The following is a 19,218-nucleotide window of genomic DNA, read 5'->3' on the forward strand; positions in this document are numbered from 1 at the left end:
GCCGCCCGCTCACCCTCGCCTCCGGCGGACCACGTCCTCGTAGGTCCGCCGGAGGGTGGCGGTGACGGCCTCGATGGTGAACTGCTCGTTCACCAGCTCCCAGGCGGCCTTGCCCGCCTGCTCGGCCGCCTCCGGCTCCAGCAGCTCCAGGATCGCGTCGGCGACCTTGCGGGCGTTCGCCGCGTCCTCGCCGACCCGGCTGTCGATGACCCGGCCCGACCCCGCGCCCGCCACGTCCGGGGCCTGTCCGCAGGTGCGGGTGATGACGACCGGGGTGCCGACCGACATCGCCTCCAGGACCGAGACCGGGAACGGCTCCTCGATCGCGGGCAGCACGTACACGTCGGCCTCACGGTCGGCGGCCAGCACCTCGTCGTGCTCCAACGGGCCCACGTGGTGCAGGGATTGAGCCACCCCGAGCTCGCGGGCGAGTGCGAGCGTACCGGCCAGGGCGCCGGTGTCGGGACCGGCCAGCACGAAGCGGGCGTCCGGGTGACGGGCGAGGACGTGCGGCATCGCGGCGACGAAGTCCTCCGGCCGCTTGCGCTCCTGGATCCGGGCCAGATACAGCACGGTGGGCGGGCGGCCGGGCTCACGGGCGGGCTTGCGCTCCTGCGGGCGGACCCCGTTGACCAGGCGCACGGTACGGGTGAGCGGGACGGGGGCGGCGACGGCGTTCACGTCGAGCCGCTCCATCTCGGTCAGGTGCAGCACGGCGTCCGCCTCGCGGAGCACTCTGCGGACCCCGAGCAGGTCGGTGAGCTGGGCGACCCTCTTCTCGGTGGGGTCGATCATGCCGTGGGTCTGGACGACCAGGGGCGTACGGGTCGCGAGCGCGAGGAGCGCCGCGGGCAGGGTCACGAGGTCCCGCATCAGATGGACGTGGACGAGGTCGGCGCCGCGCATCATGCGGCGGGCGGTGTTCAGCAGAGCGGCGGAGGTGATGCCGCTGACCTCGAACATCGGCAGGAGGTGCCGTGCCTGGAAGAGATGGACCGGAACCCCCTCCACCCGGGCGGGCAGTTCGCCGTCGGGGAAGCCGTCACCGAGCGCCATGACGCGCGCGTCGTCGCCGTGCGCACGCTGGACCTTGGAGAGGTTGAACGCCACGCGCGTCGGACCGCCGAAGGCGTGGTCCGGGGTGTGGAGCGTGACAACGTGCAGGATTTTCACCAGAGTTCCCCTCGACTGTGGCTACGTGTTCACAGCGTAGCCATCGGCCTTACGCACGTGGGCCGATTCGTTAGAGTGTTCAGTGGTTCACTGATCCCGGGGGGGCGCATGACGTCGGTGCACACGTCGGCGCAGCCGCAGGACCCTCCCACGGCTGTCGGCCGGGGTCCCGGGGTTCCCGATGGCCCCCAGGAGCGTCCGATCGCCTGGTCGATGCTGTCCCGGGCGCTGTCCGTACCGCTCATCCTGGGCCTGGTCTGCTTCCTGCCCGCGGTGATCGCCGCCCAGCCCGGCAGCGGGGTCCGGGACACCGCGTACTGGCTCCAGCTGGTGCTGACCTGCTACGCGGGGGCCCGGCTCTCGACGATGATCCTCTCCACCCGGCGTCGGCTGCTGCAGGGCGTCTTCTGGATGTTCGTGTACATCGCGATGGGTGTGGCGCCGTTCGCCCAGGTGGTCATCGGGCAGACGCCGACGCCGATGGTGGGGCCGCGCCAGGACCTGGTCACGGCCGTCGCGATGGTGCTGGTGGGGTGCGCCGCCTACGACCTGGGGGCGCTGCTGGCCTCCCGGCGCCCGCTGCGCCGCCGTACGCCCTCCGCGCGGGGTGCGGGCAGCGGGCCGGCGGTCGCTCATCCGCTGCGGCTGCGGCTGCTGGTGCTGCTGGCGTTCACGGCGAGCGCCTTCTACGTGCTGAAGCTGGGCGGACCCGCGGTCTTCTTCGCCAGCCGGCAGGAGATCAACGAGACCGTCGCGGCGAGCGGGGTGGTGACCGAGGGGTCCCATGTGGGCTCGGCGTTCCTCAAGGGCTTCGGACAGGTCCCGGCGCTGCTGGCGCTGCTCTTCTACACCCGCCGCCTGGCCACCTCCCACCGGGCCCGCCGCCGGCCGTCGACGGTGCTGGTGTGGGTGGCGCTGGTGGCACTGAACCTGCTGGTGAACAACCCTGTCTCCAACGCCCGTTACTGGTTCCTGACGGTGGTGGTGGCGTTCGTGTTCGCCGCGTTCCCCAGCAGCGCCGCGGTCTACCGGACGGTGCTGACGGCGGGCGTGGTGGGGGCGCTGGTGCTCTTCCCGTACGCGGACAGGTTCCGTTACGAGGAGGGGAGCCAGCGGTCCGTGCAGTCGGCCTCGGTCTTCGATCCGCTGGTGACCAAGGACTACGACCAGATGGTGATGTTCGCCAACACCATCTCGTGGGTCGACACCCGGGGCCACACCTACGGCCGTCAACTGGCCGGTTCCGCGCTGTTCTTCGTGCCGCGTGCGGTGTGGAGCGGGAAGCCGGAGGACACGGGGGTCCGGGTCGGGCAGTGGATGGGGCTGCGGATGACCAACCTCTCGGCCCCGCTGTGGACGGAGTTCTGGGTCGACCTCGGTGCGGCCGGTACGGCCGGCGGGATGGCGCTGATCGGCTACGTGTCGGCCCGCACCGACCGCCGCTACGCCCTGGCCGTGACCCGGGCGGGGCCGGGGCCGGGGAGCGTGCTGGCCATCGCCGCGCCGCTGATCGCCGGCTACACCTTCATCCTGCTGCGCGGTCCGCTCCTGCAGGCCGCGGGGAAGCTGGCCATCGCCGCGCTGTGTCTGGCCGCGATCGCGACGTTCAGGGAGCGGCGGGCAGGACGTCGGCGCTGACGTCCTTGCCCCGGGCCGGGGGGCGGCGACGCAGCCGGGCCACTCTGATCCAGGTGGCGGTGGCCTTGCCGAGCGAGCCCAGGAACAGCCCCCAGGCCGCGCCCGGGACGCCCCCGACGACGTAGCCGCCCGCGAGGAACGCCACGGCGGTGAGCGAGAAGACGACCTGGATGGCGAGCGTGGTGCGCGGGTCGAGCATGCGCAGGGCGAGCAGACCGCAGGTGCCCACGGCCATCGCCGCGTACTGGCTGCCGGTCGCCGGGAGCAGGGCCGCGGCCACCGGCCAGGTGTCGCCCAGGAGACGGCGTCCGGCGGTGTCGGGCAGCAGGGCGAGCGCGGTGGCCCAGAGGGCGGCCGTCCCCGCGAGGACGGCGGCGAGCGCGGCGGTGGCCCGGATCCGGCGGCGTTCGTCGCCGATGCGGCCGAGGATCGGCGGGCCGAAGGACGTGGCGGAGGTGAACAGCACGTTGAGCGGCCCGAACAGGGTGGTCGCCCCCCGCAGCGCGCCGACCAGGAGGGGGTTGCCGACCGCGCCGAGTCCGAGCACGGCCAGCTGGCCGGTCGCGTTGCCGACGCCGAACTCCACGGTGAAGCGCTGTCCGAGGTGACCTCGCCGCAGCATCGGGCGCAGTCGCAGCGGGGCCCCGGCGGTGGCGCGGTGGAGCAGCGCGGCGGAGAGCAGGAACGCGGGCAGGGCGGACAGGCCCCAGACGGCGATCAGCCGGGCCGGAGACGCCCCGTAGTCCTGTACGGAGAGGGCTCCGAGCACACTGCCCAGCCGCAACAGGTCCGAGAACAGCGCGAGATGGGGCTGCTGAAGGGTGGAGAAGGCGTACCGGACGGCGTCCTGTCCCAGCACCACCGGCAGGACGAGGCCCAGCATCAGCAGGGCACGGGCGGTGTCGCCCGCAAGGAGGGCGCACACGACGGCCGTCGCGGCCCCCAGCACGGTGGCGGCGAGCACCGTGAAGGCCACGGCGGACCGGCAGGCGCCCCGGGTCTCCTCCCCCGCGCCGCGCCGGAGGACCAGAGGCTGCCCGGTGTACGCCCCCGAGACGCCGAGCAGCACCGTGAAGACCAGGTAGACCGCGGAGAAGCGGGCGAAGTCGGCGAGGGTGGAGAGCCGGGCGGCGGCCACCAGCACCAGGATGTTGGTGAGCGCCGCCACGCCCTGGTCCGCGACCGAGCAGAGGACGGCGGTGCGGGCTCTCACCGGCGGGACGCCGGCAGGGTCAGGGAGCGCAGGCCGAGGGTCTCGGTGGGGTCTTTGGCGGTCTCGGGCGTGTCCGGCCCGGGGGTGGGGGCGGTGGGTCCGGAGCCTCCGGAGCGGCGGCGGGCGGACTTCGGGCGGCGGTCGGCGCGGCGCAGCCGGCCCCGGGGCGGGTGGAGCAGGGCCCCGAGAACGGAGCCGCCGGAGGCGCTGATGATCTCGCGGATGCGCTCCAGGTCGCTGCGGTGCACCTCGCGCGGATCGCACACGATCATGACGCCGGTGACCCGGTCGACGAGGGCGACCGCGTCGGCGTAGGCGAGGACGGGCGGGGCGAGCACGATGACGACCGTTCCCGGGCTGTCGGCCTCGCCGACGATGCGGCCGACGGGCGGGGAGGTGAGGGCGCGCGGGACGTTGTCCACGACGGTGCCGGGGATCAGGGTGAAGGCCCCGGAGCCGGGGACGTCCACGCCCGAGCGGGTGCCGGTGGGCCAGCTGCCGTCGCCCTCGTCGGCGGCCCAGCGCGGCGAACGCGACTCGTGGGCGGCGGAGCCCAGCTCGCGGGCGAGGGCCGGGGTGCGCAGGTCGGCCTCGACGAGCAGCACGTCCCGGCCCATCTCGGCGAAGGCGGCGGCGAGGTTGGCGGCAGCGGCGGCGCCCTCCGCGTTGTCCCCGCGCGGGGCGGTGACCAGCAGGCGGCGGCTCGCGGCGAACGCGGGGTCGTAGGCGAGCCGGAAGGCGACCGCGCGGTACTCCTCGGCGAGCCGGGAGCCGGTGCGGCCGATGGCGAGCAGCCCGCCCCCGGCGGAGCGTTCCCGGGGCAGGGTGCCCAGCAGCGGCGCGCCCAGCGAGCGGACCAGTTCGCGGTCGGAGCGTACGGCGGGGTCGAAGACGAGCCGTACCCAGGACAGCAGCAGCCCCAGTGCCAGGCCGACGACACCGCCGAGGCCGAGCAGCAGGGGCAGGCCCGCGCCGGTGGGCGAGGTCGGGGCGACCGGCTTCTTGTTGAGGTAGCCGGGGGTGGTGTCCAGGGCCTTCAGCTCGGAGATCTTCCGGGTCAGCTCCGAGATGGCGACGATGATGTTGGCGCGGGCGCTGGTGACGTCGTCGGCCGCGCCCGCACCGATCTGCCTCTCCAGCAGATCGCGCTTCTCCTCCAGCGGCTTCAGCTGGGCGCGGTAGCCGTCCGCCATGTTCTCGATGCTCTCCTCGGTGCGCGCCTTGCGGTGGGCCAGATAGGCGCCTGCGAGGGCTTCGGCGCGGACCCGGGACTGCTCGGGGGTGGCGCCGGTGTAGGCGAAGCGGAGGATGAGGGTGTTGGGCGGGTTGGTGACCTGGAGTCCGGCGAGCAGTTCGCGGGCGGTGACGTCGTCGCCCTGCTTGAGCAGGGTGCCCGCGGCCAGGGTGCCGACGGTGTCGCCGGCGGCGGTCTGGCGCTCGGAGCCGATGTTGATGCCCTTGTCCGCGGTGGCTCCCGCGGCGAAGGGGTCGGCGATGGCGGAGCGGACCTGGACCTCGCCGGTCGCGGAGTACGTCTTCTCGCCGCCGAGGGCGAGGTAGGCGCCGCCGAGCAGTCCGACGACGACGCCGACGGCCAGCAGGGCCCGGTAGCGCAGGAGTTGACGGAACTGGTCGCGCAGGAGCGCGGGCTCGTCGTGGTCGTCCAGGACCCGGTTCGCAGGTGTCATCGGCGGCCACTGTCCTGTCCGTCCCGCAGGACCTCGGCGAGCAGGTCGTCGAAGCGGGCGAGCCCCGCCTCCCGGCTCAGCCGGCGTGCGACGTACCGCGGCCCCTCGGCCCCGAGGGCGTCGGCGGCGGGCGGGTCGGCGGCGAGCTTCTGTACGGCGTCCCGCAGGGCGGCCGGGTCCTCGGGGGCGACGAGGACTCCGGCGCCGGAACGGCGGACCTCGTCGGCGGTGCCGCCCTCGTCGGCGACGGAGGCGATCACGGGGCGGCCGGAGGTGAAGTAGGAGGTGAGCTTGGAGGGGACGCTCATGTCGAGGACCGAGGCGCGCTGGGTCACCGCGAGCACGTCGGCGGCGGCCAGCACGTCGGTGAACTCGTCGGCCCCCGCGGGCTCCAGGAACTCCACGTTGGCGAGCCCCTCGGCACGGGCGCGCAGGGCGTCGCGCTGGTTGCCGTCGCCCATCAGGACGACGCGGACGCCGGGGGCGAGGCGGGCGGTGTCCACCAGGACCTCCAGGCCCTGCTTGAGGCCCATGTTGCCGGAGTGCAGGATCACCGGGACGCCGTCGGGCCAGCCGAGCCTGGCCCGGGTGGCGGCCCGGTCTCCGGTGGGGCCCTGCACATGGGTCCAGTTGGGGACGACCCGGATGCGGCCGGGGTCGACGCCGAGGGCCTGGACCCCGGGGACGAAGCTCTCGTGGATGACGCCGACGAGGGCCGCTCCGCGCAGGGCGTACCGTTCGGCGGCCGCGGCGGCCGCGGCGGCCCTGCCCCCGCCCCGGATGCCGCTCTGCGCGGCGGCGGCGCCCATCAGGTCCTGGACGACGGGGAGGTAGGGCACGCGGTGGCGCCGGGCGAGGCGGGCCCCGATGACCCCGCCGGCGAGGCTGGGCATCTGGGAGATCACGACGTCGGGGCGGCCGGGCGGCGGTGCGATCAGCCCGGTGGCGAGAATGCTGGCTTCGAACGCTGCGCGTTTCACAGCAGTCTGACGGGGCGGCACATAGTGGCGGCGGCGGTGGACGCCGACGCCGCCGCGTATCTCCACCGTCCGCCACACGCCCCGGTAGCTCTCCTCCAGTCGCCAGGAGGGGTAGTGCGGCATGCCGGTGAGCGCCCGGACACGGGCGCCGGACGCGGCCCAGTGCTCGGCCAGTTGGGTGGCGTAGGGGCCTATGCCGGTGAGTTCCGGCGCGTAGTTGGTCGAGACCAGCAGAAGTCGGCGGCCCCGGAGCGGGCCGGGCCTTGCAGCTTCGGACATCGGACGATCGCCTTCCCCCCACGGCAGCCGCTGTTCCCGGCGAGGAACAGCCCGCGCCGAGCTTATCCGTTCACGGCCTGCACAAGTGTTCTTCACAGTAAGGTCGTTGGCACATCACCGGATCACGTTCACCGTGGGGGGAGAGATACGGATGGTGCAGCACAGGGTGGGTTACGCACCCGGGGTGTACGACCTGTTCCACGTCGGGCACCTCAACATTCTGCGGCATGCCCGCAGTCAGTGCGACTACCTGGTCGCGGGGGTCGTGTCGGACGAGATGGCCGCGCTGGCCAAGGGCCATACGCCGGTGATCCCGCTCCGCGAACGCCTGGAGATCGTCCGCAGCGTGCGCTTCGTGGACGCCGCGTTCGTGGAGACCGTGCCGGACAAGGTCGAGACCTGGCAGCAGGTCCGGTTCGACGTGATCTTCAAGGGGGACGACTGGCGGGGCACCGAGAAGGGGCTGAAGCTGGAGCGCGACTTCGCCGAAGTGGGCGTGGAGGTCGTCTACTTCCCGTACACCGTGCACACGTCCAGCACCCAGCTGCGCCGGGCGCTGGACGTCCTCGTCAGCCGGCCCGGAGCGCTCTCAGCTCCCTGAACCACTTGGCGAGGAAGGCCGCCAGGAAGAGCGTGTGCACGACTGCGAGCGCGGCGTACCCGGCGCGGAAGGCGCCGGGTGCGCCGAGCAGCAGGAAGACCAGGCAGAACACCCCGTAGTCGGCGGGCAGCAGGGCGACGGCCCGCACCCGGGAGACGGGCGCCGCCGGTGTCGTCGCCCAGGACGGGCCCCGGGCGCTCGCCGCCGCCTTGCCGAGGTGTTCGCGCAGCAACCCCGCACAGAAGGTGACCACGGCGGCCAGCTGGAAGCCGAGCGGAAGCAACAGCCAGGCATCCGCAGGCAGTTCACCGAAGCGGTAGAAGGAGATCAGGACCGCGGTGTGGACGAGCACCAGCTTGCCGCAGTCCACGACATGGTCCAGCCATTCCCCGTCGGGCCCGCCCCGGCCGGTGAGCCGGGCGAGCTGCCCGTCGGCGGAGTCGAAGGCGAACCCGATCGCGAGGGCCGCCCAGACCAGGACGGCGAGGGTCCAGGACGGTTCGGCGAGCGCGACGGCCGCCAGCGCGCCGTAGGTGAACAGCGCGCTGATCAGCGTGACGTGATTGGGTGTCAGTCCAGCCCGATAGGACCCGGCCGCGAGCACGCGGCCGGCGGGCCGGTTCACGTACCGCGAGTAGAGCGAGACGCCCTTGGCGCTCTTCTGTGCGCCGCGCAGTTCGCGCAGCACGGTGCCCGTGCTTCCCATACGCCCCCCAGCGTCCGGCAGTGCCCGCATCATGGCACGCGGGCCCGGGGCCGTGGGGTGTTTGGCGGGGGCGGGCTGTGAGAAGCCGCTCACTTCCCGTCGGTGAGCTGCTCGTCGAGCTCGTCGAAGAGCAGCTCGCTGTGGTCGACCTGGCCGGTGCGGTACGCGGAGCGGGCCACCAGGTGCGAGGCGACCGGACCGGTGAGCATCTGGAAGAAGGCGATGAGGCCGAGGGTCGCCAGGTCCATGCCGCTGCGCAGCCGCAGCGCGACCCCGGCCAGCACCAGGATCATGCCGAGGGTCTGCGGCTTGGTGGCGGAGTGGCTGCGGGAGAGGACGTCGGGCAGCCGGAGCATGCCGATCACTCCGAGCAGGCAGGTCGCGGCGCCGGTCAGGAGCAGGACGGCGCCGGCCGTGTCGACGATCTGGAGCCAGAGGTTCACCGCGGGCCCTCCCGGGCGTCGTCGGAGTGCGGAGGGGAGCCGGCCGGGTCGCGGGGCCGGTCGCGCACGGCGATGAACCGGGCGATCCCCACCGAGCCGGTGAAGCCGAGGAAGGCCAGCACCAGCATGATCGGGAAGTAGAACGAGTCACGGGCGAAGGCCGACTTGGCGGCCAGACCGGCGATGATCAGGGCGGCGCAGACATCCAGCGAGATCGCCCGGTCCAGCATGGAGGGGCCACGCCAGATCCGGGCGAGCAGCAGTCCCCCGGCGATGAGTACCAGGACGACGGCGCTGGTGAGCAGGGCCTGGTCGACCCGTTCGGGTGCGGTCACGGTGCGGGCCTCCCGGCGGCGAGCTGGGGCGGTGGCGGGGGTTCGGCGACCCGGGCGATCTCGTCACGGGTGCCGAAGGCCCGTACGGTCAGCTCCTCCATCCGCCACACCTTGCGGCGGGCGGCTTCGAGCTCTTCGGGCCGGTCGGCGTCCAGGACGTGCAGGAAGAGAGTGGCCGTCGCCCGGCGCACCTCGATGATGGAGCCGCCGGGGACGTTGGAGACGGCGACGGCGGTGGCGGCGAGCATCAGGTCGCTGCGGCAGCGCAGGGGGACGCCGATGACGGCCGCCCGGTGCGGCAGCCCGGAGAAGGTCTGCCGGGTGACCTTCACCCCCGAGGTGTACATGTCGTGGAAGAGGTAGCCCGCCAGGCACACGATGCCCCAGGGGTGGAGACGCAGTCCGAGATCGACCCGGGGCAGCGGGAAGGCGATACAGACGGCGACCGAGACGACCAGGCCGGTGAGAACGTTGGCCCAGGTGAGGGTGGACCACAGCAGCACCCAGATGACGGTGAGCCAGACGATCAGCGGAAGATCGAGGACCCGCCGCCGCCGGGTGCCGAACTCGAAGCTCAGGGGCGGCAGATCGGCGTTGCGGAAGGAGAGGCCCAGAACGCGTTTCACCGGCCCAGCACCTCCTGGACGTAGGGGGCCCGTTCGAGGAGTTCGGCGGCCGTGCGGTCGGTGTAGGCGGTGAGCGGGTCGGCGAACACGGTGAAGGCGAGCCCGAGCGCGATGGTGGCCGCGGTGGCCGCGACCATGGGGTGGGGCAGTCGGCTGGTGGTGGTGACGGCCCGCTCGTGCAGGGTCGCCGCGGAGGCGCGTCCGGCGGGCGGGGGCATGGTTCCGATGCCCTCGTCACCGGTCCCGAACACGCCGTCCGGGCCCGGGTCGCTGTCGTCGTCGCTGACGTCTCCGGACTCCAGGACGGTGCCCGCGGCGGCCTGGCCGGGCGGGGCGGCGCGCCAGAAGGCGAGGTTCCAGACCTTGGCGACCACGTACAGCGTGAGCAGGCTGGTGGCCGCCGATCCGGCGACCAGCACCCAGGCCCAGGCGCCGCCGTCGGCGACGCCCGCGCGCATCAGCCCGAGCTTGCCGATGAAGCCCGAGAGCGGGGGGATCCCTGCGAGGTTCATCGCGGGCACGAAGAACAGCGCGGCGAGCATCGGCGCGGCCCTGGCCAGACCGCCGAGCCGGGTCAGCTCCGTGGTGCCGCCGCGGCGTTCGATGAGCCCGGTGACGAGGAACAGCGTCGTCTGGACGGTGATGTGGTGGGCGACGTACACGATGGCCCCGCCGTACGCCTCGCGGGTGGCGAGTCCGATCCCGAAGACCATGTAGCCGATGTGGCTGATCAGCGTGAAGGAGAGCAGCCGCTTGAGGTCGGTCTGGGCGACCGCGCCGAGGATGCCGATGACCATGGAGGCGAGCGCGATGGCCATCAGGAGGTCGCCGATGCGGTTGCCGGGGAAGAGCAGGGTCTCGGTGCGCAGCATGCAGTAGACGCCGACCTTGGTGAGGAGTCCGGCGAAGACGGCGGTCACGGGGGCCGGGGCGGTGGGGTAGGAGTCGGGGAGCCAGGCGGCGAGCGGGAAGACGGCGGCCTTGATGGCGAAGACGGTCAGCAGCAGGGCCTGGATCAGGGTCTGTACGCCGACGGGGAGTTCGGCCAGCCGCCCGGCGAGCTGGGCGAAGTTCGCGGTGCCGGTGGCCGCGTAGGTCATGGCGATGGCGGTGAGGAAGAGCATCGAGGAGAACAGCGAGATGATCACGTAGGTGGAGCCGGCCCGCATGCGGGGTCCGGTGCCGCCGAGGGTGAGCAGGACGAAGCTGGCGACCAGCATGATCTCGAAGCCGACGTAGAGGTTGACGAGGTCGCCCGCGAGGAAGGTGCAGGAGACCCCGGCCACGAGGATCAGATAGGCGGGGTGGAAGACGGCGAGCGGGGTCTCCTTGTCCCGGTCGGTCATGCCCTGGCCGAGGGAGTAGACGAGCACGCAGAGGGTGACGGCCGAGGAGACCGTGAGCATCAGCCCGGAGAGCCGGTCGGCGACCAGGGTGATGCCGAGCGGCGGGGCGAAGTCGCCGAGGTGGACGGAGAGCGGGCCCTGCCGGTCTGCGGCGACCATGAGGACCGCCGAGAGCGCGGTGACGGCGGTGAGCACGGCGACGCTGATGAAGCGCTGGAAGCGCCCCAGCCGGGTGCCGAAGGCGAGGCTGAGTCCGGTGGCGCACAGGGGCAGCAGCACCGGCAGCGGGACGAGCGCGTTCATCCGTCGGCTCCTCGGTCACGGGGGTAGCGGTCGTCCGCCTTGGTGTCGCCGTCGCGGGCGTAGTCCTCCGGGTCCGCGCCCAGCACGTCGTTCCAGAGGTTGCCGGAGGCGTCGCGGCCCCGGGCCTGGCGGGCCCGGTCGGCGCGGAGGCGGTCGCGGAGCCGGCGGCGCTCCTCGCGGTAGCGTTCGCGCTCCTCGGCGGTGGGTTCGGCGCCCGAGCGGAACTCCTCGCGCAACTGGGCGCGCTCGGAGAGCACTTCGGCGCGCAGGACGATGCGCCGGTCCTCCAGGTCGTCGTGGACCTCGTCGGTGCCGGTGATCTGGTGGCTGCGGTAGGCCATGGCCAGCAGGAACGCGGTGGTGGCCAGGGTGATGACGATGGCGGTCAGGGCGATCGCCTGGGGCAGCGGGTCGGTGATCCGGCTCAGGGACACCCCGTACAGCAGGGGTGCGGCACCGGCCCGGCCGGTCGAGGAGAGCACCAGCAGGTTGATGCCGTTGCCGAGGATGACGGCGCCGAGCAGGATCCGGGTGAGCGGACGGGTGAGCATGAGGATGCCGCCGACGGCGCAGAGGACGACGGCGGTGGCGATGAGCGAGGCGCTGACGATCATCTCAGGGGCCCTCCCGCTTCGGGTCCGCCGTCGGGGGTGAGGGCGCCCGCGGCCCGTTCGATCTGCCTGTCCACCTTGGCGCCGAGGGCCCGCACGATGTCCAGGACGACGCCGAGGACCAGCAGGTAGACGCCGAAGTCGAAGAGGACCGAGGTGCTCAGGTGGTAGTCGCCGAAGACCGGCAGGTGTCCGTAGTACGTGAAGGCGTGCAGGACGGTTCCCTCGCCGAGACCGAGGAGGGCCACCCCGGTGGAGACGAAGAGTCCGAGGCCGGTGAAGAGACCGGGTTGCAGGGGGGCCGCCTCGGCGAGTTCGAACCGGCCGCCCGCGAGGTAGCGGGTGATCAGGGCGACCCCGGCGACGAGCCCGGCCACGAATCCGCCGCCGGGCAGCGACTCGGCGCAGAACAGCAGGTAGACCGAGAGCACCAGGATCGGGTGGAACAGCAGCCGGGCCACCACCTCGAAGACGACCGAGCGGTGTTCGGGGGCGAGGGTGGCCCCGGCGGCCAGCCAGCCGCGCTCGGGGGCCGCGTCGTCACCCCGCGGCAGCCGGGAGGAGTGGTGGGCGGTCAGGGACCAGGCGGTGCGGCCCTGCAACTCCTCCTGGGCCATGGAGCCTTCGCTGCGGCGGTGCAGGTAGATGAGGCTGGTGACGCCGATCGCGGCGGCGGCGAGCACGGCGGACTCCCCCATCGTGTCCCAGGCCCGCAGGTCGACGAGGATGGTCGCCACGACGTCCTTGAGGCCGTGATCGGCGACTTCCTGGACCATGGCGGTGCCGGCGGGTTCGGCGGTGCGCGCGGCGGCGGCGACCCACATCCCGACGCCGACGGTCGCGGCCGCCGCGAGCGCCACGGGGATACGGGCGGCCCGCCGCCAGGTGCTCACGGTCTCCTGGAAGTGGACGGGCATCCGGCGGAGCACCAGCACGAAGACGATCATCGCGACGGTCTCCATGCAGAACTGGGTGAGCGCCAGGTCGGGTGCTCCCTGGACGACGAAGAGCAGCGCGGTTCCGTAGCCGGTGAGTCCGGCCAGGACGACGCCCTTCATGCGCCGCCGGACCGTGAGGCAGAGCAGGGCGGCGGCGCAGGTGAGGGCGGCGACGGCGCCCTGGAGCGGGTTGTCCCAGAGCCGGGGGTGCACGGCTCCGTCCCAGGGGGTGTCGACCACGAGGACGGCGAGCTGCCCGCCGAGCATGACGAGCAGCGTGGTGGCGAGATAGACGGAGAGGGAGCCGCGCTGGATGAAGCCGGTGACCTGGAGGGCGAGACGTTCCTGCCCGAGCAGCAGATGGCCGAAGACGCTGTCGGCGGTGGGCCAGGCGATCCGCCGGGAGATCCGGGCGACCCGGGTACGACCGAGGAAGAGCACGGTGCCCGCGGCCCAGGCGACGGCCGACAGGAGCAGCGCGGTCCCGAACCCGTGCCAGAGGGCGAGGTGGTACGGGTCCGGCTCGGCCGGGAACGTGTCGGCGTACGCGCCCAGCAGCCGGTCCGTCCAGTCGGCACCGGGGCCGAGGACCAGGCCGAGTGCGGCGAGCAGGGCGGGCGGGGCGAGGAAGGCCCACCCGGTCCGGTGGACGGGGGTGTCGGGGACGCCGCGCTTGCGGGCGAACGCGCCCCAGACGAACCGCAGGGTGTACGCCGTGGTCAGCGCGGAGCCCGCGACGACGACGGCCAGGGCCCACCGCTCGGCGGCCGAACCGTGCAGCAGCGCCTCGAACGCGGCCTCCTTCGTGGCGAATCCCAGCAGTGGCGGCAGGGCGGCCATCGAGGCGGCGGACAGCCCCGCGACCCCCGCGACGTACGGTGCCGAACGCCCGAGGCCGGAGAGTTTTCGCAGGTCACGCGTGCCGGTCGCCTGGTCGATGATGCCGGTGACGAGGAACAGCGGGGCTTTGAAGAGGGCATGGGCGAGGATCATCGCGACGGCGGCGAGCGCGGCGTCGCGGTTGCCGGTCCCGGCGAGCAGGGTGAGGAAGCCGAGCTGGCTGACGGTCCCGTAGGCGAGGACGAGCTTGAGGTCGTTCAGGCGCAGCGCCCGCCAGCCGCCCAGGAGCATGGTCGCGCCGCCGAGGACGAGGACGACGGGTTTCCAGACGGGGACGTCGGCGAAGGCCGGGGCGAGCCGGGCGACCAGGTAGACGCCGGCCTTGACCATCGCGGCGGCGTGCAGATAGGCGCTGACGGGGGTCGGCGCGGCCATGGCGTTCGGCAGCCACATGGAGAACGGCCAGATGGCGGACTTCGAGAGGGCCCCGCACAGGACGAGGACCACGGCGACGGACACGGCGAGGGTCGTCTCGGGCGGGTCGGCGACGATCGCGGAGATCCGGTAGGTGCCCGCGGCCTGACCGAGGATCAGGAAGCCGACGAGCATGGCGAGGCCGCCGAGCGTGGTGACGACGAGCGCCTGGAGGGCGGAGCGGCGGCTGTGGCGGTGTTCGCTGCCGTGGCCGATCAGCAGGTAGGAGAAGACCGTGGTCAGCTCCCAGAACACATAGAGCGTGATCAGGTCGTCGGCGAGGACGAGGGCGAGCATCGCCCCGGCGAAGGCGAGGAGGTTCCCGGCGAACCGGCCCAGTAGCGGGGTGTCGTCGGTGAAGTAGGAGGCGCAGTAGAGCAGGACGAGCGCCCCGACCCCGGCGGCGAGCAGCACCATCAGCTCCGCCAGCGCGTCCAGCCGCAGATCGAGGGTGACCCCGTAGTCGGGGATCCACTCCCAGGTCCAGGTGTCCGCGCCGCCGGACGCGGCGGTGTTCCAGCGGGTGAACGCCCAGACGGTGGCGGCCACCGGGGGAAGCGCCAGCACGACGAAGCCCGCCCTGCCGAGCCGGTGCATCAGCGGGCCCGCGCAGGCCGCCAGCGCGAAGTGGGCGACGATGAGCGCGATCACAGCGGGGGGTCCGGGTCGAGCTGTGGGACATCCGGCATCAAGAGCACTAAATACAGATATATCCCCGGAAGCCATTCACCCGACCGGCGCGCCGCGCACGGTCCGGCCCGCTGCGTTCGGGGCTCGGCGCGCGGCGCTCGGGCTCGGCGCGCGGCGCTCGGGCTCGGAGCACCGTGTTCAGGCTCGGCCCGCCGCGCGCGGGGCCGCCTCGCTCAGGCCCGGCGCGCGAGGGGTGGCGCCGCCGCTCTCATCCGTGCCCGGCGCAGGGCCCGCTGTGGTCGCAGTACGGTGTGGCGGCGGTGGCGCCGCAGCCGCAGAGCATCACCCGGGTCTCGCGGCGGGGGCCGGACGGGGTGGCGACTTCGAGGTCCCCCCGCAGGTGCAGGACGCCGTCGGCGTGGAGCGACACGTGGGTGGGGACGTCCGGGACCTCGTCGGGCATGCCGTCGGTGCGGCGGTACTGGAGGGCGCCGCTCGGGCAGCGGCGGATGACCTCCGCGACCTCGTCGGCGGGGGCGTTGTCGGGCTGGGCCCAGGGGCGGCGGCCGACGTCGAAGACGGCCGGGAGTCTGCGGACGCATTCGGCGGCGTGCAGGCAGCGGTGGGAGTCGAAGCCGACGACGATGCCCTCGCCGTCGTAGGACTTGGCGGCGGGGCGTGGGGGCGGCTGGCTGGTCACCGCTGACTCTCCCTGGTCGGCTCGGCATCCGGACCCCTTCAGCCTCGCTCCGGCGCCCCGCCTCCGCTACTCGGCGGCCGCGGTCCGTCCGCAGAGCCGCGACCTTCCGGGGCGGGCGCCGGAGCGTGAGGGGAGGGTGGGCCGGGGCCTCACGGGAGAACCGCGACCCCGTCGATCTCGACCATCGCCTGTTCGTCCCAGAGCCGGGCGACCCCGATGACGGCCATGGCCGGGTAGTCGCGCCCCGCGAGCCTGCGCCAGATCCGGCCCAGCTCGGCGGAGTGGGAGCGGTAGTCGTCCACGTCCGTGGCGTAGACGGTGACCCGGGCGAGGTCGGCGGGGGCGCCGCCGGCCGCGTGGAGAGCGGTGAGCAGATTGCCGAGCGCGAGCGTGAACTGCTCGGGCAGGGTGGCCCCGACGACCTTGCCCTCCGGGTCGAGGGCGGTCTGCCCGGCGAGGAAGACCAGGTGCCCGCCGGTCGCGACGACCGCATGGCTGAAACCGGTGGGCGGGGAGAGTTCGGCCGGGTTGATCCGGTGGGACGGACTCATGCGGGCGGCTCCTGGAACGAGGGCTCGGACGACTGCCGGGCGGCGGATTCCGGGTCGGGGGTCGACGGAACGGGGGACGAGAGGGAAGGGGGCGACGGGACGGCGGATTCCGGAGCGGGGGACGACGGAACGGAGGACGGCGGAACGGCGACCCCCGGGGCGGGGGACGGTTCGGGGCGCTCGGCGGCGTGCGCGTACAGCTCCTTGGCGATGATGGTGCGCTGCACCTCGCTCGCGCCCTCGTAGATGCGCGGCGCGCGGACCTCGCGGTAGAGGTGTTCGAGGAGATGGCCCCGGCGCAGGGCGCGGGCGCCGTGCAGCTGGACGGCGGCGTCGACGACGTACTGGGCGGTCTCGGTGGCGTACAGCTTGGCCATCGCGGCGCGGCGCGGCACCCCGCCCTCCCCCGCGTCGTACGCCGCTGCCGCCGCGTACACCAGCAGCCGGGCGGCCTCGGTGCGGGTGGCCATCTCCGCGACCTGGTGCGAGACGGCCTGGAGGTCGCTCAGCGGGCCGCCGAAGGCGGTGCGGTGGGCGGTGTGGTCCAGGGTCGCGTCGAGGGCGGCGCGGGCCATCCCGACGGCGAAGGCCCCGACGCTGGGCCGGAAGAGGTTGAGGGTGTTCATGGCGACCCGGAAGCCGCGGTCGGGTTCGCCGAGGACGTCGTCGGCGGTGACCGGTACGCCGTCGAACTCCAGGGTGCCGATCGGGTGCGGGGAGAGCATGTCGAGGGCGGAGCCGGTGAGCCCGGGGCGGTCGGACGGGACGAGGAACGCGGTGATGCCCCGGGACCCGGCGCCGGGGGTGGTCCGGGCGAAGACCACGGCGAAGTCGGCCTCGGGGGCGTTGGAGATCCAGCACTTCTCGCCGCTCAGCGCCCAGCCCGCCGGGGTGGGCTCGGCGGTCAGGCCGAGGGCCGCGGCGTCGGAGCCCGCGCCCGGCTCGCTCAGCGCGAACGCGGCGACGGCGCGCCCGGCCCGGACCTCGGGGAGCCAGCGTTCGCGGTGGGCGGGGGTGCCCGCCTGGACGACGGGGGTGGTGCCGAGGCCCTGGAGGGCGAGCGCGGTCTCGGCCTCGGTGCAGCCCCGGGCCAGCGACTCCCGCAGCAGGCACAGGTCCAGCGCGCCGGAGCCCAGCATCCGGCCGAGGAGGCCCCGCTCGCCGAGGGCGGCCAGCAGGGGACGGTTGACCCGTCCGGGCTCCCCCTTCTCCGCCAGCGGGCGCAGTTCCTGTGCGGCGAGCGTGCGGAGCTCCTCGCACCAGGCGGTCTGTTCCGGTTCGAGGGAGAATGCCGTCATGGCGGCGCCTCTCTTGTCGCGTCGTGTCGCGTGCCCCGTCGCGTCGGGTGGCATCTCGTCGCATCGCATCGCACGCCATGGCTTATCGCGGACCGTTGACTACCGTCACCCAAACGATACGCTCCAGAGGCGACAAGGGGGCGATCCTTCATGGAGCCGAATTCCTCGCCGAACACGCCCACAGCCGCCGCAGACGCGTCCGTACGCGTCCCCGGCGCGCCTCACGAGCCGACCGGGCGCACCGCCGGCGCCCACCGGGACACCTTCGCGCGCGACCACCTCCCACCGCCGGAGCAGTGGCCGGAAATCCTCCTGGAGGATCCCGCGCCGCGTTACCCCGACCGGCTGAACTGCGGGCACGAGCTGCTGGACCGCACCGTAGAGGAGTACGGCCCCGGCCGTCCCGCCCTGCGCTCCGGCGACGGCGGCGTCTGGAGCTACGGCGAACTGCGGGAGACCGTGGACCGCATCGCCCACGTCCTGACGGAGGACCTGGGGGTGGTGCCGGGCAACCGGGTGCTCCTGCGCGGGCCCACCACCCCCTGGCTGGCCGCCTGCTGGCTCGCCGTCATGAAGGCGGGCGCGGTCGCCGTCACCGTCCTGGCCCAGGCGCGCGCCGCGGAACTGGCCACCATCTGCTCGCTCGCGCGCATCGGCCACGCCCTGTGCGACGCCCGCTCCGTGGAGGACCTGGCGAAGGCGGACGTGGACGGGCTGCGGATCACCCTGTTCGGCGGGGACGGGCCCGGCGACCTCACCCGGCTGGCGGAGGCCAAGGCGGGTCCGTACCGGGCTGTGGACACGGCCGCCGACGAGGTCGCGCTCATCGCATTCACCTCGGGAACCACCGGACGCCCCAAGGGGTGCATGCATCTGCACCGGGACCTCCTGGCCATCGCCGACACCTTCTCCCGCCAGGTGCTGCGCCCCTCGCCCGACGACGTGTTCGCGGGCAGTCCGCCCCTGGGCTTCACCTTCGGTCTGGGCGGGCTGCTGGTCTTCCCGCTGCGGGCCGGGGCCTCGACGCTGCTGCTGGAACAGGCGGGCCCGCAGCATCTGCTGCCCGCGCTGGTCCGGCACCGGGTCTCGGTGCTGTTCACCGCGCCGACGGCCTACCGCACGATGCTCGGCCAGCTGGACGGCCACGACCTGTCCGCGCTGCGCCGCTGCGTGTCGGCCGGGGAGAACCTGCCGGAGGCGACCTGGCGGGCCTGGTACGAGGCCACCGGGCTGCGGATCATCAACGGCATCGGGGCCACCGAACTGCTGCACATCTTCATCTCCGCCGCCGACGACGCGATCCGGCCGGGGACGACGGGCGTGCCCGTGCCCGGCTGGCAGGCCCGGGTGGTGGACGAGCACGGGGAGGAGCTGCCGGACGGCGAGCCGGGCCTGCTGGCCGTACGCGGCCCGGTCGGCTGCCGCTATCTCGCCGACCCGCGCCAGACGGAGTACGTCCGGCACGGCTGGAATCTGACCGGCGACACCTTCGTCCGCGAACCCGACGGCTACTTCCGCTACGTGGCCCGCGCCGACGACATGATCATCTCCTCCGGCTACAACATCGCGGGCCCCGAGGTGGAGGACGCCCTGCTGCGCCATCCGGAGGTCGCCGAGGCCGCCGTGGTGGGCCGGCCGGACGAACTGCGCGGCGAGATCGTGGTGGCGCACGTGGTGCTGACCGAGGGCTCGGAGCAGACGCCGGACTCGCTGCGCGCCCATATGAAGGCCGGCCTGGCCCCGCACAAGTGCCCGCGCGTCTTCGTGTTCCACAGCTCGCTCCCCCGCACCGCGACCGGCAAACTCCAGCGGTTCCTGCTCCGGGAGGACACCCCCTAGAGTGAT

Annotated in this window: 17 protein-coding genes; 3 read left to right on the forward strand and 14 right to left on the reverse strand. The window is 73.4% G+C overall.

The annotated features are described in order from the left end of the window. Positions 1–9: 9 nt before the first annotated feature. Entirely contained in the window at positions 10–1,173 is a 1,164-nt protein-coding gene (locus tag KME66_RS05720; protein ID WP_073220864.1) for a glycosyltransferase, read from the reverse strand. A gap of 108 nt (positions 1,174–1,281) precedes the next feature. Here KME66_RS05720 and KME66_RS05725 point away from each other — a divergent pair, with 108 nt between their 5' ends. Next, positions 1,282–2,811 carry a hypothetical protein gene (locus tag KME66_RS05725; RefSeq protein WP_216319696.1) on the forward strand — a complete coding sequence of 510 codons (1,530 nt, stop codon included), beginning with the start codon at positions 1,282–1,284 and terminating at the stop codon, positions 2,809–2,811. Here KME66_RS05725 and KME66_RS05730 read toward each other — a convergent pair. From KME66_RS05730 to KME66_RS05740, 3 genes are read right to left on the reverse strand one after another with little or no spacing between them, the layout of a single operon-like run. Beyond that, on the reverse strand, positions 2,780–4,024 hold the full coding sequence (locus KME66_RS05730; RefSeq protein ID WP_216319699.1) for a hypothetical protein: 1,245 nt from the start codon (positions 4,022–4,024) through the stop codon (positions 2,780–2,782). The two genes, KME66_RS05725 and KME66_RS05730, sit on opposite strands and share 32 nt — an antisense overlap. Then, positions 4,021–5,712 carry a lipopolysaccharide biosynthesis protein gene (locus KME66_RS05735; protein WP_073220856.1) on the reverse strand — a complete coding sequence of 564 codons (1,692 nt, stop codon included), beginning with the start codon at positions 5,710–5,712 and terminating at the stop codon, positions 4,021–4,023. Before KME66_RS05735 ends, KME66_RS05730 begins: the two co-directional genes overlap by 4 nt. Next, on the reverse strand, positions 5,709–6,971 hold the full coding sequence (locus KME66_RS05740) for a glycosyltransferase (RefSeq protein WP_216319702.1): 1,263 nt from the start codon (positions 6,969–6,971) through the stop codon (positions 5,709–5,711). The genes KME66_RS05735 and KME66_RS05740 overlap by 4 nt, the downstream gene beginning before the upstream one ends. A 151-nt stretch (positions 6,972–7,122) precedes the next feature. Here KME66_RS05740 and KME66_RS05745 point away from each other — a divergent pair, with 151 nt between their 5' ends. Further along, positions 7,123–7,572: an adenylyltransferase/cytidyltransferase family protein gene (locus KME66_RS05745; protein WP_030114750.1), complete on the forward strand. Its 450-nt coding sequence runs from the start codon at positions 7,123–7,125 to the stop codon at positions 7,570–7,572. On the opposite strand, the gene KME66_RS05750 is transcribed toward KME66_RS05745, so the two are convergent. The 10 genes from KME66_RS05750 to KME66_RS05795 all read right to left on the reverse strand — a co-directional run bounded on the left by KME66_RS05750 (position 7,541) and on the right by KME66_RS05795 (position 17,373). Further along, on the reverse strand, positions 7,541–8,278 hold the full coding sequence (locus KME66_RS05750; RefSeq protein WP_216319705.1) for a CDP-alcohol phosphatidyltransferase family protein: 738 nt from the start codon (positions 8,276–8,278) through the stop codon (positions 7,541–7,543). The genes KME66_RS05745 and KME66_RS05750 overlap by 32 nt on opposite strands. Before the next feature lie 89 nt (positions 8,279–8,367). Further along, entirely contained in the window at positions 8,368–8,721 is a 354-nt protein-coding gene (gene mnhG, locus KME66_RS05755; RefSeq protein WP_216319707.1) for a monovalent cation/H(+) antiporter subunit G, read from the reverse strand. Beyond that, entirely contained in the window at positions 8,718–9,056 is a 339-nt protein-coding gene (locus KME66_RS05760) for a monovalent cation/H+ antiporter complex subunit F (protein WP_073220844.1), read from the reverse strand. Before KME66_RS05760 ends, mnhG begins: the two co-directional genes overlap by 4 nt. Next, on the reverse strand, positions 9,053–9,682 hold the full coding sequence (locus KME66_RS05765; protein ID WP_073220840.1) for a Na+/H+ antiporter subunit E: 630 nt from the start codon (positions 9,680–9,682) through the stop codon (positions 9,053–9,055). Before KME66_RS05765 ends, KME66_RS05760 begins: the two co-directional genes overlap by 4 nt. After that, positions 9,679–11,331: a Na+/H+ antiporter subunit D gene (locus tag KME66_RS05770; RefSeq protein WP_216319716.1), complete on the reverse strand. Its 1,653-nt coding sequence runs from the start codon at positions 11,329–11,331 to the stop codon at positions 9,679–9,681. Before KME66_RS05770 ends, KME66_RS05765 begins: the two co-directional genes overlap by 4 nt. Next, positions 11,328–11,945: a Na(+)/H(+) antiporter subunit C gene (locus KME66_RS05775; RefSeq protein ID WP_216319720.1), complete on the reverse strand. Its 618-nt coding sequence runs from the start codon at positions 11,943–11,945 to the stop codon at positions 11,328–11,330. Before KME66_RS05775 ends, KME66_RS05770 begins: the two co-directional genes overlap by 4 nt. Further along, complete coding sequence (locus tag KME66_RS05780; protein WP_216319722.1) at positions 11,942–14,845, reverse strand: Na+/H+ antiporter subunit A; 2,904 nt, start codon at positions 14,843–14,845, stop codon at positions 11,942–11,944. Before KME66_RS05780 ends, KME66_RS05775 begins: the two co-directional genes overlap by 4 nt. 247 nt (positions 14,846–15,092) lie before the next feature. Beyond that, on the reverse strand, positions 15,093–15,524 hold the full coding sequence (locus KME66_RS05785; RefSeq protein WP_216319725.1) for a (4Fe-4S)-binding protein: 432 nt from the start codon (positions 15,522–15,524) through the stop codon (positions 15,093–15,095). Between the two features lie 149 nt (positions 15,525–15,673). Next, on the reverse strand, positions 15,674–16,075 hold the full coding sequence (locus tag KME66_RS05790) for a RidA family protein (protein WP_073220826.1): 402 nt from the start codon (positions 16,073–16,075) through the stop codon (positions 15,674–15,676). Then, positions 16,072–17,373, reverse strand: a complete 1,302-nt coding sequence (locus KME66_RS05795; RefSeq protein ID WP_253208239.1) for an acyl-CoA dehydrogenase family protein — start codon at positions 17,371–17,373, stop codon at positions 16,072–16,074. The genes KME66_RS05790 and KME66_RS05795 overlap by 4 nt, the downstream gene beginning before the upstream one ends. 150 nt (positions 17,374–17,523) lie before the next feature. Here KME66_RS05795 and KME66_RS05800 point away from each other — a divergent pair, with 150 nt between their 5' ends. After that, a complete protein-coding gene (locus KME66_RS05800) occupies positions 17,524–19,212 on the forward strand; it encodes an AMP-binding protein (RefSeq protein ID WP_216319728.1) in 1,689 nt (562 codons plus the stop codon). The last annotated feature ends 6 nt before the right edge of the window (positions 19,213–19,218 follow it).

Source organism: Streptomyces sp. YPW6 (genome assembly GCF_018866325.1).
Classification (GTDB): Bacteria; Actinomycetota; Actinomycetes; order Streptomycetales; family Streptomycetaceae; genus Streptomyces.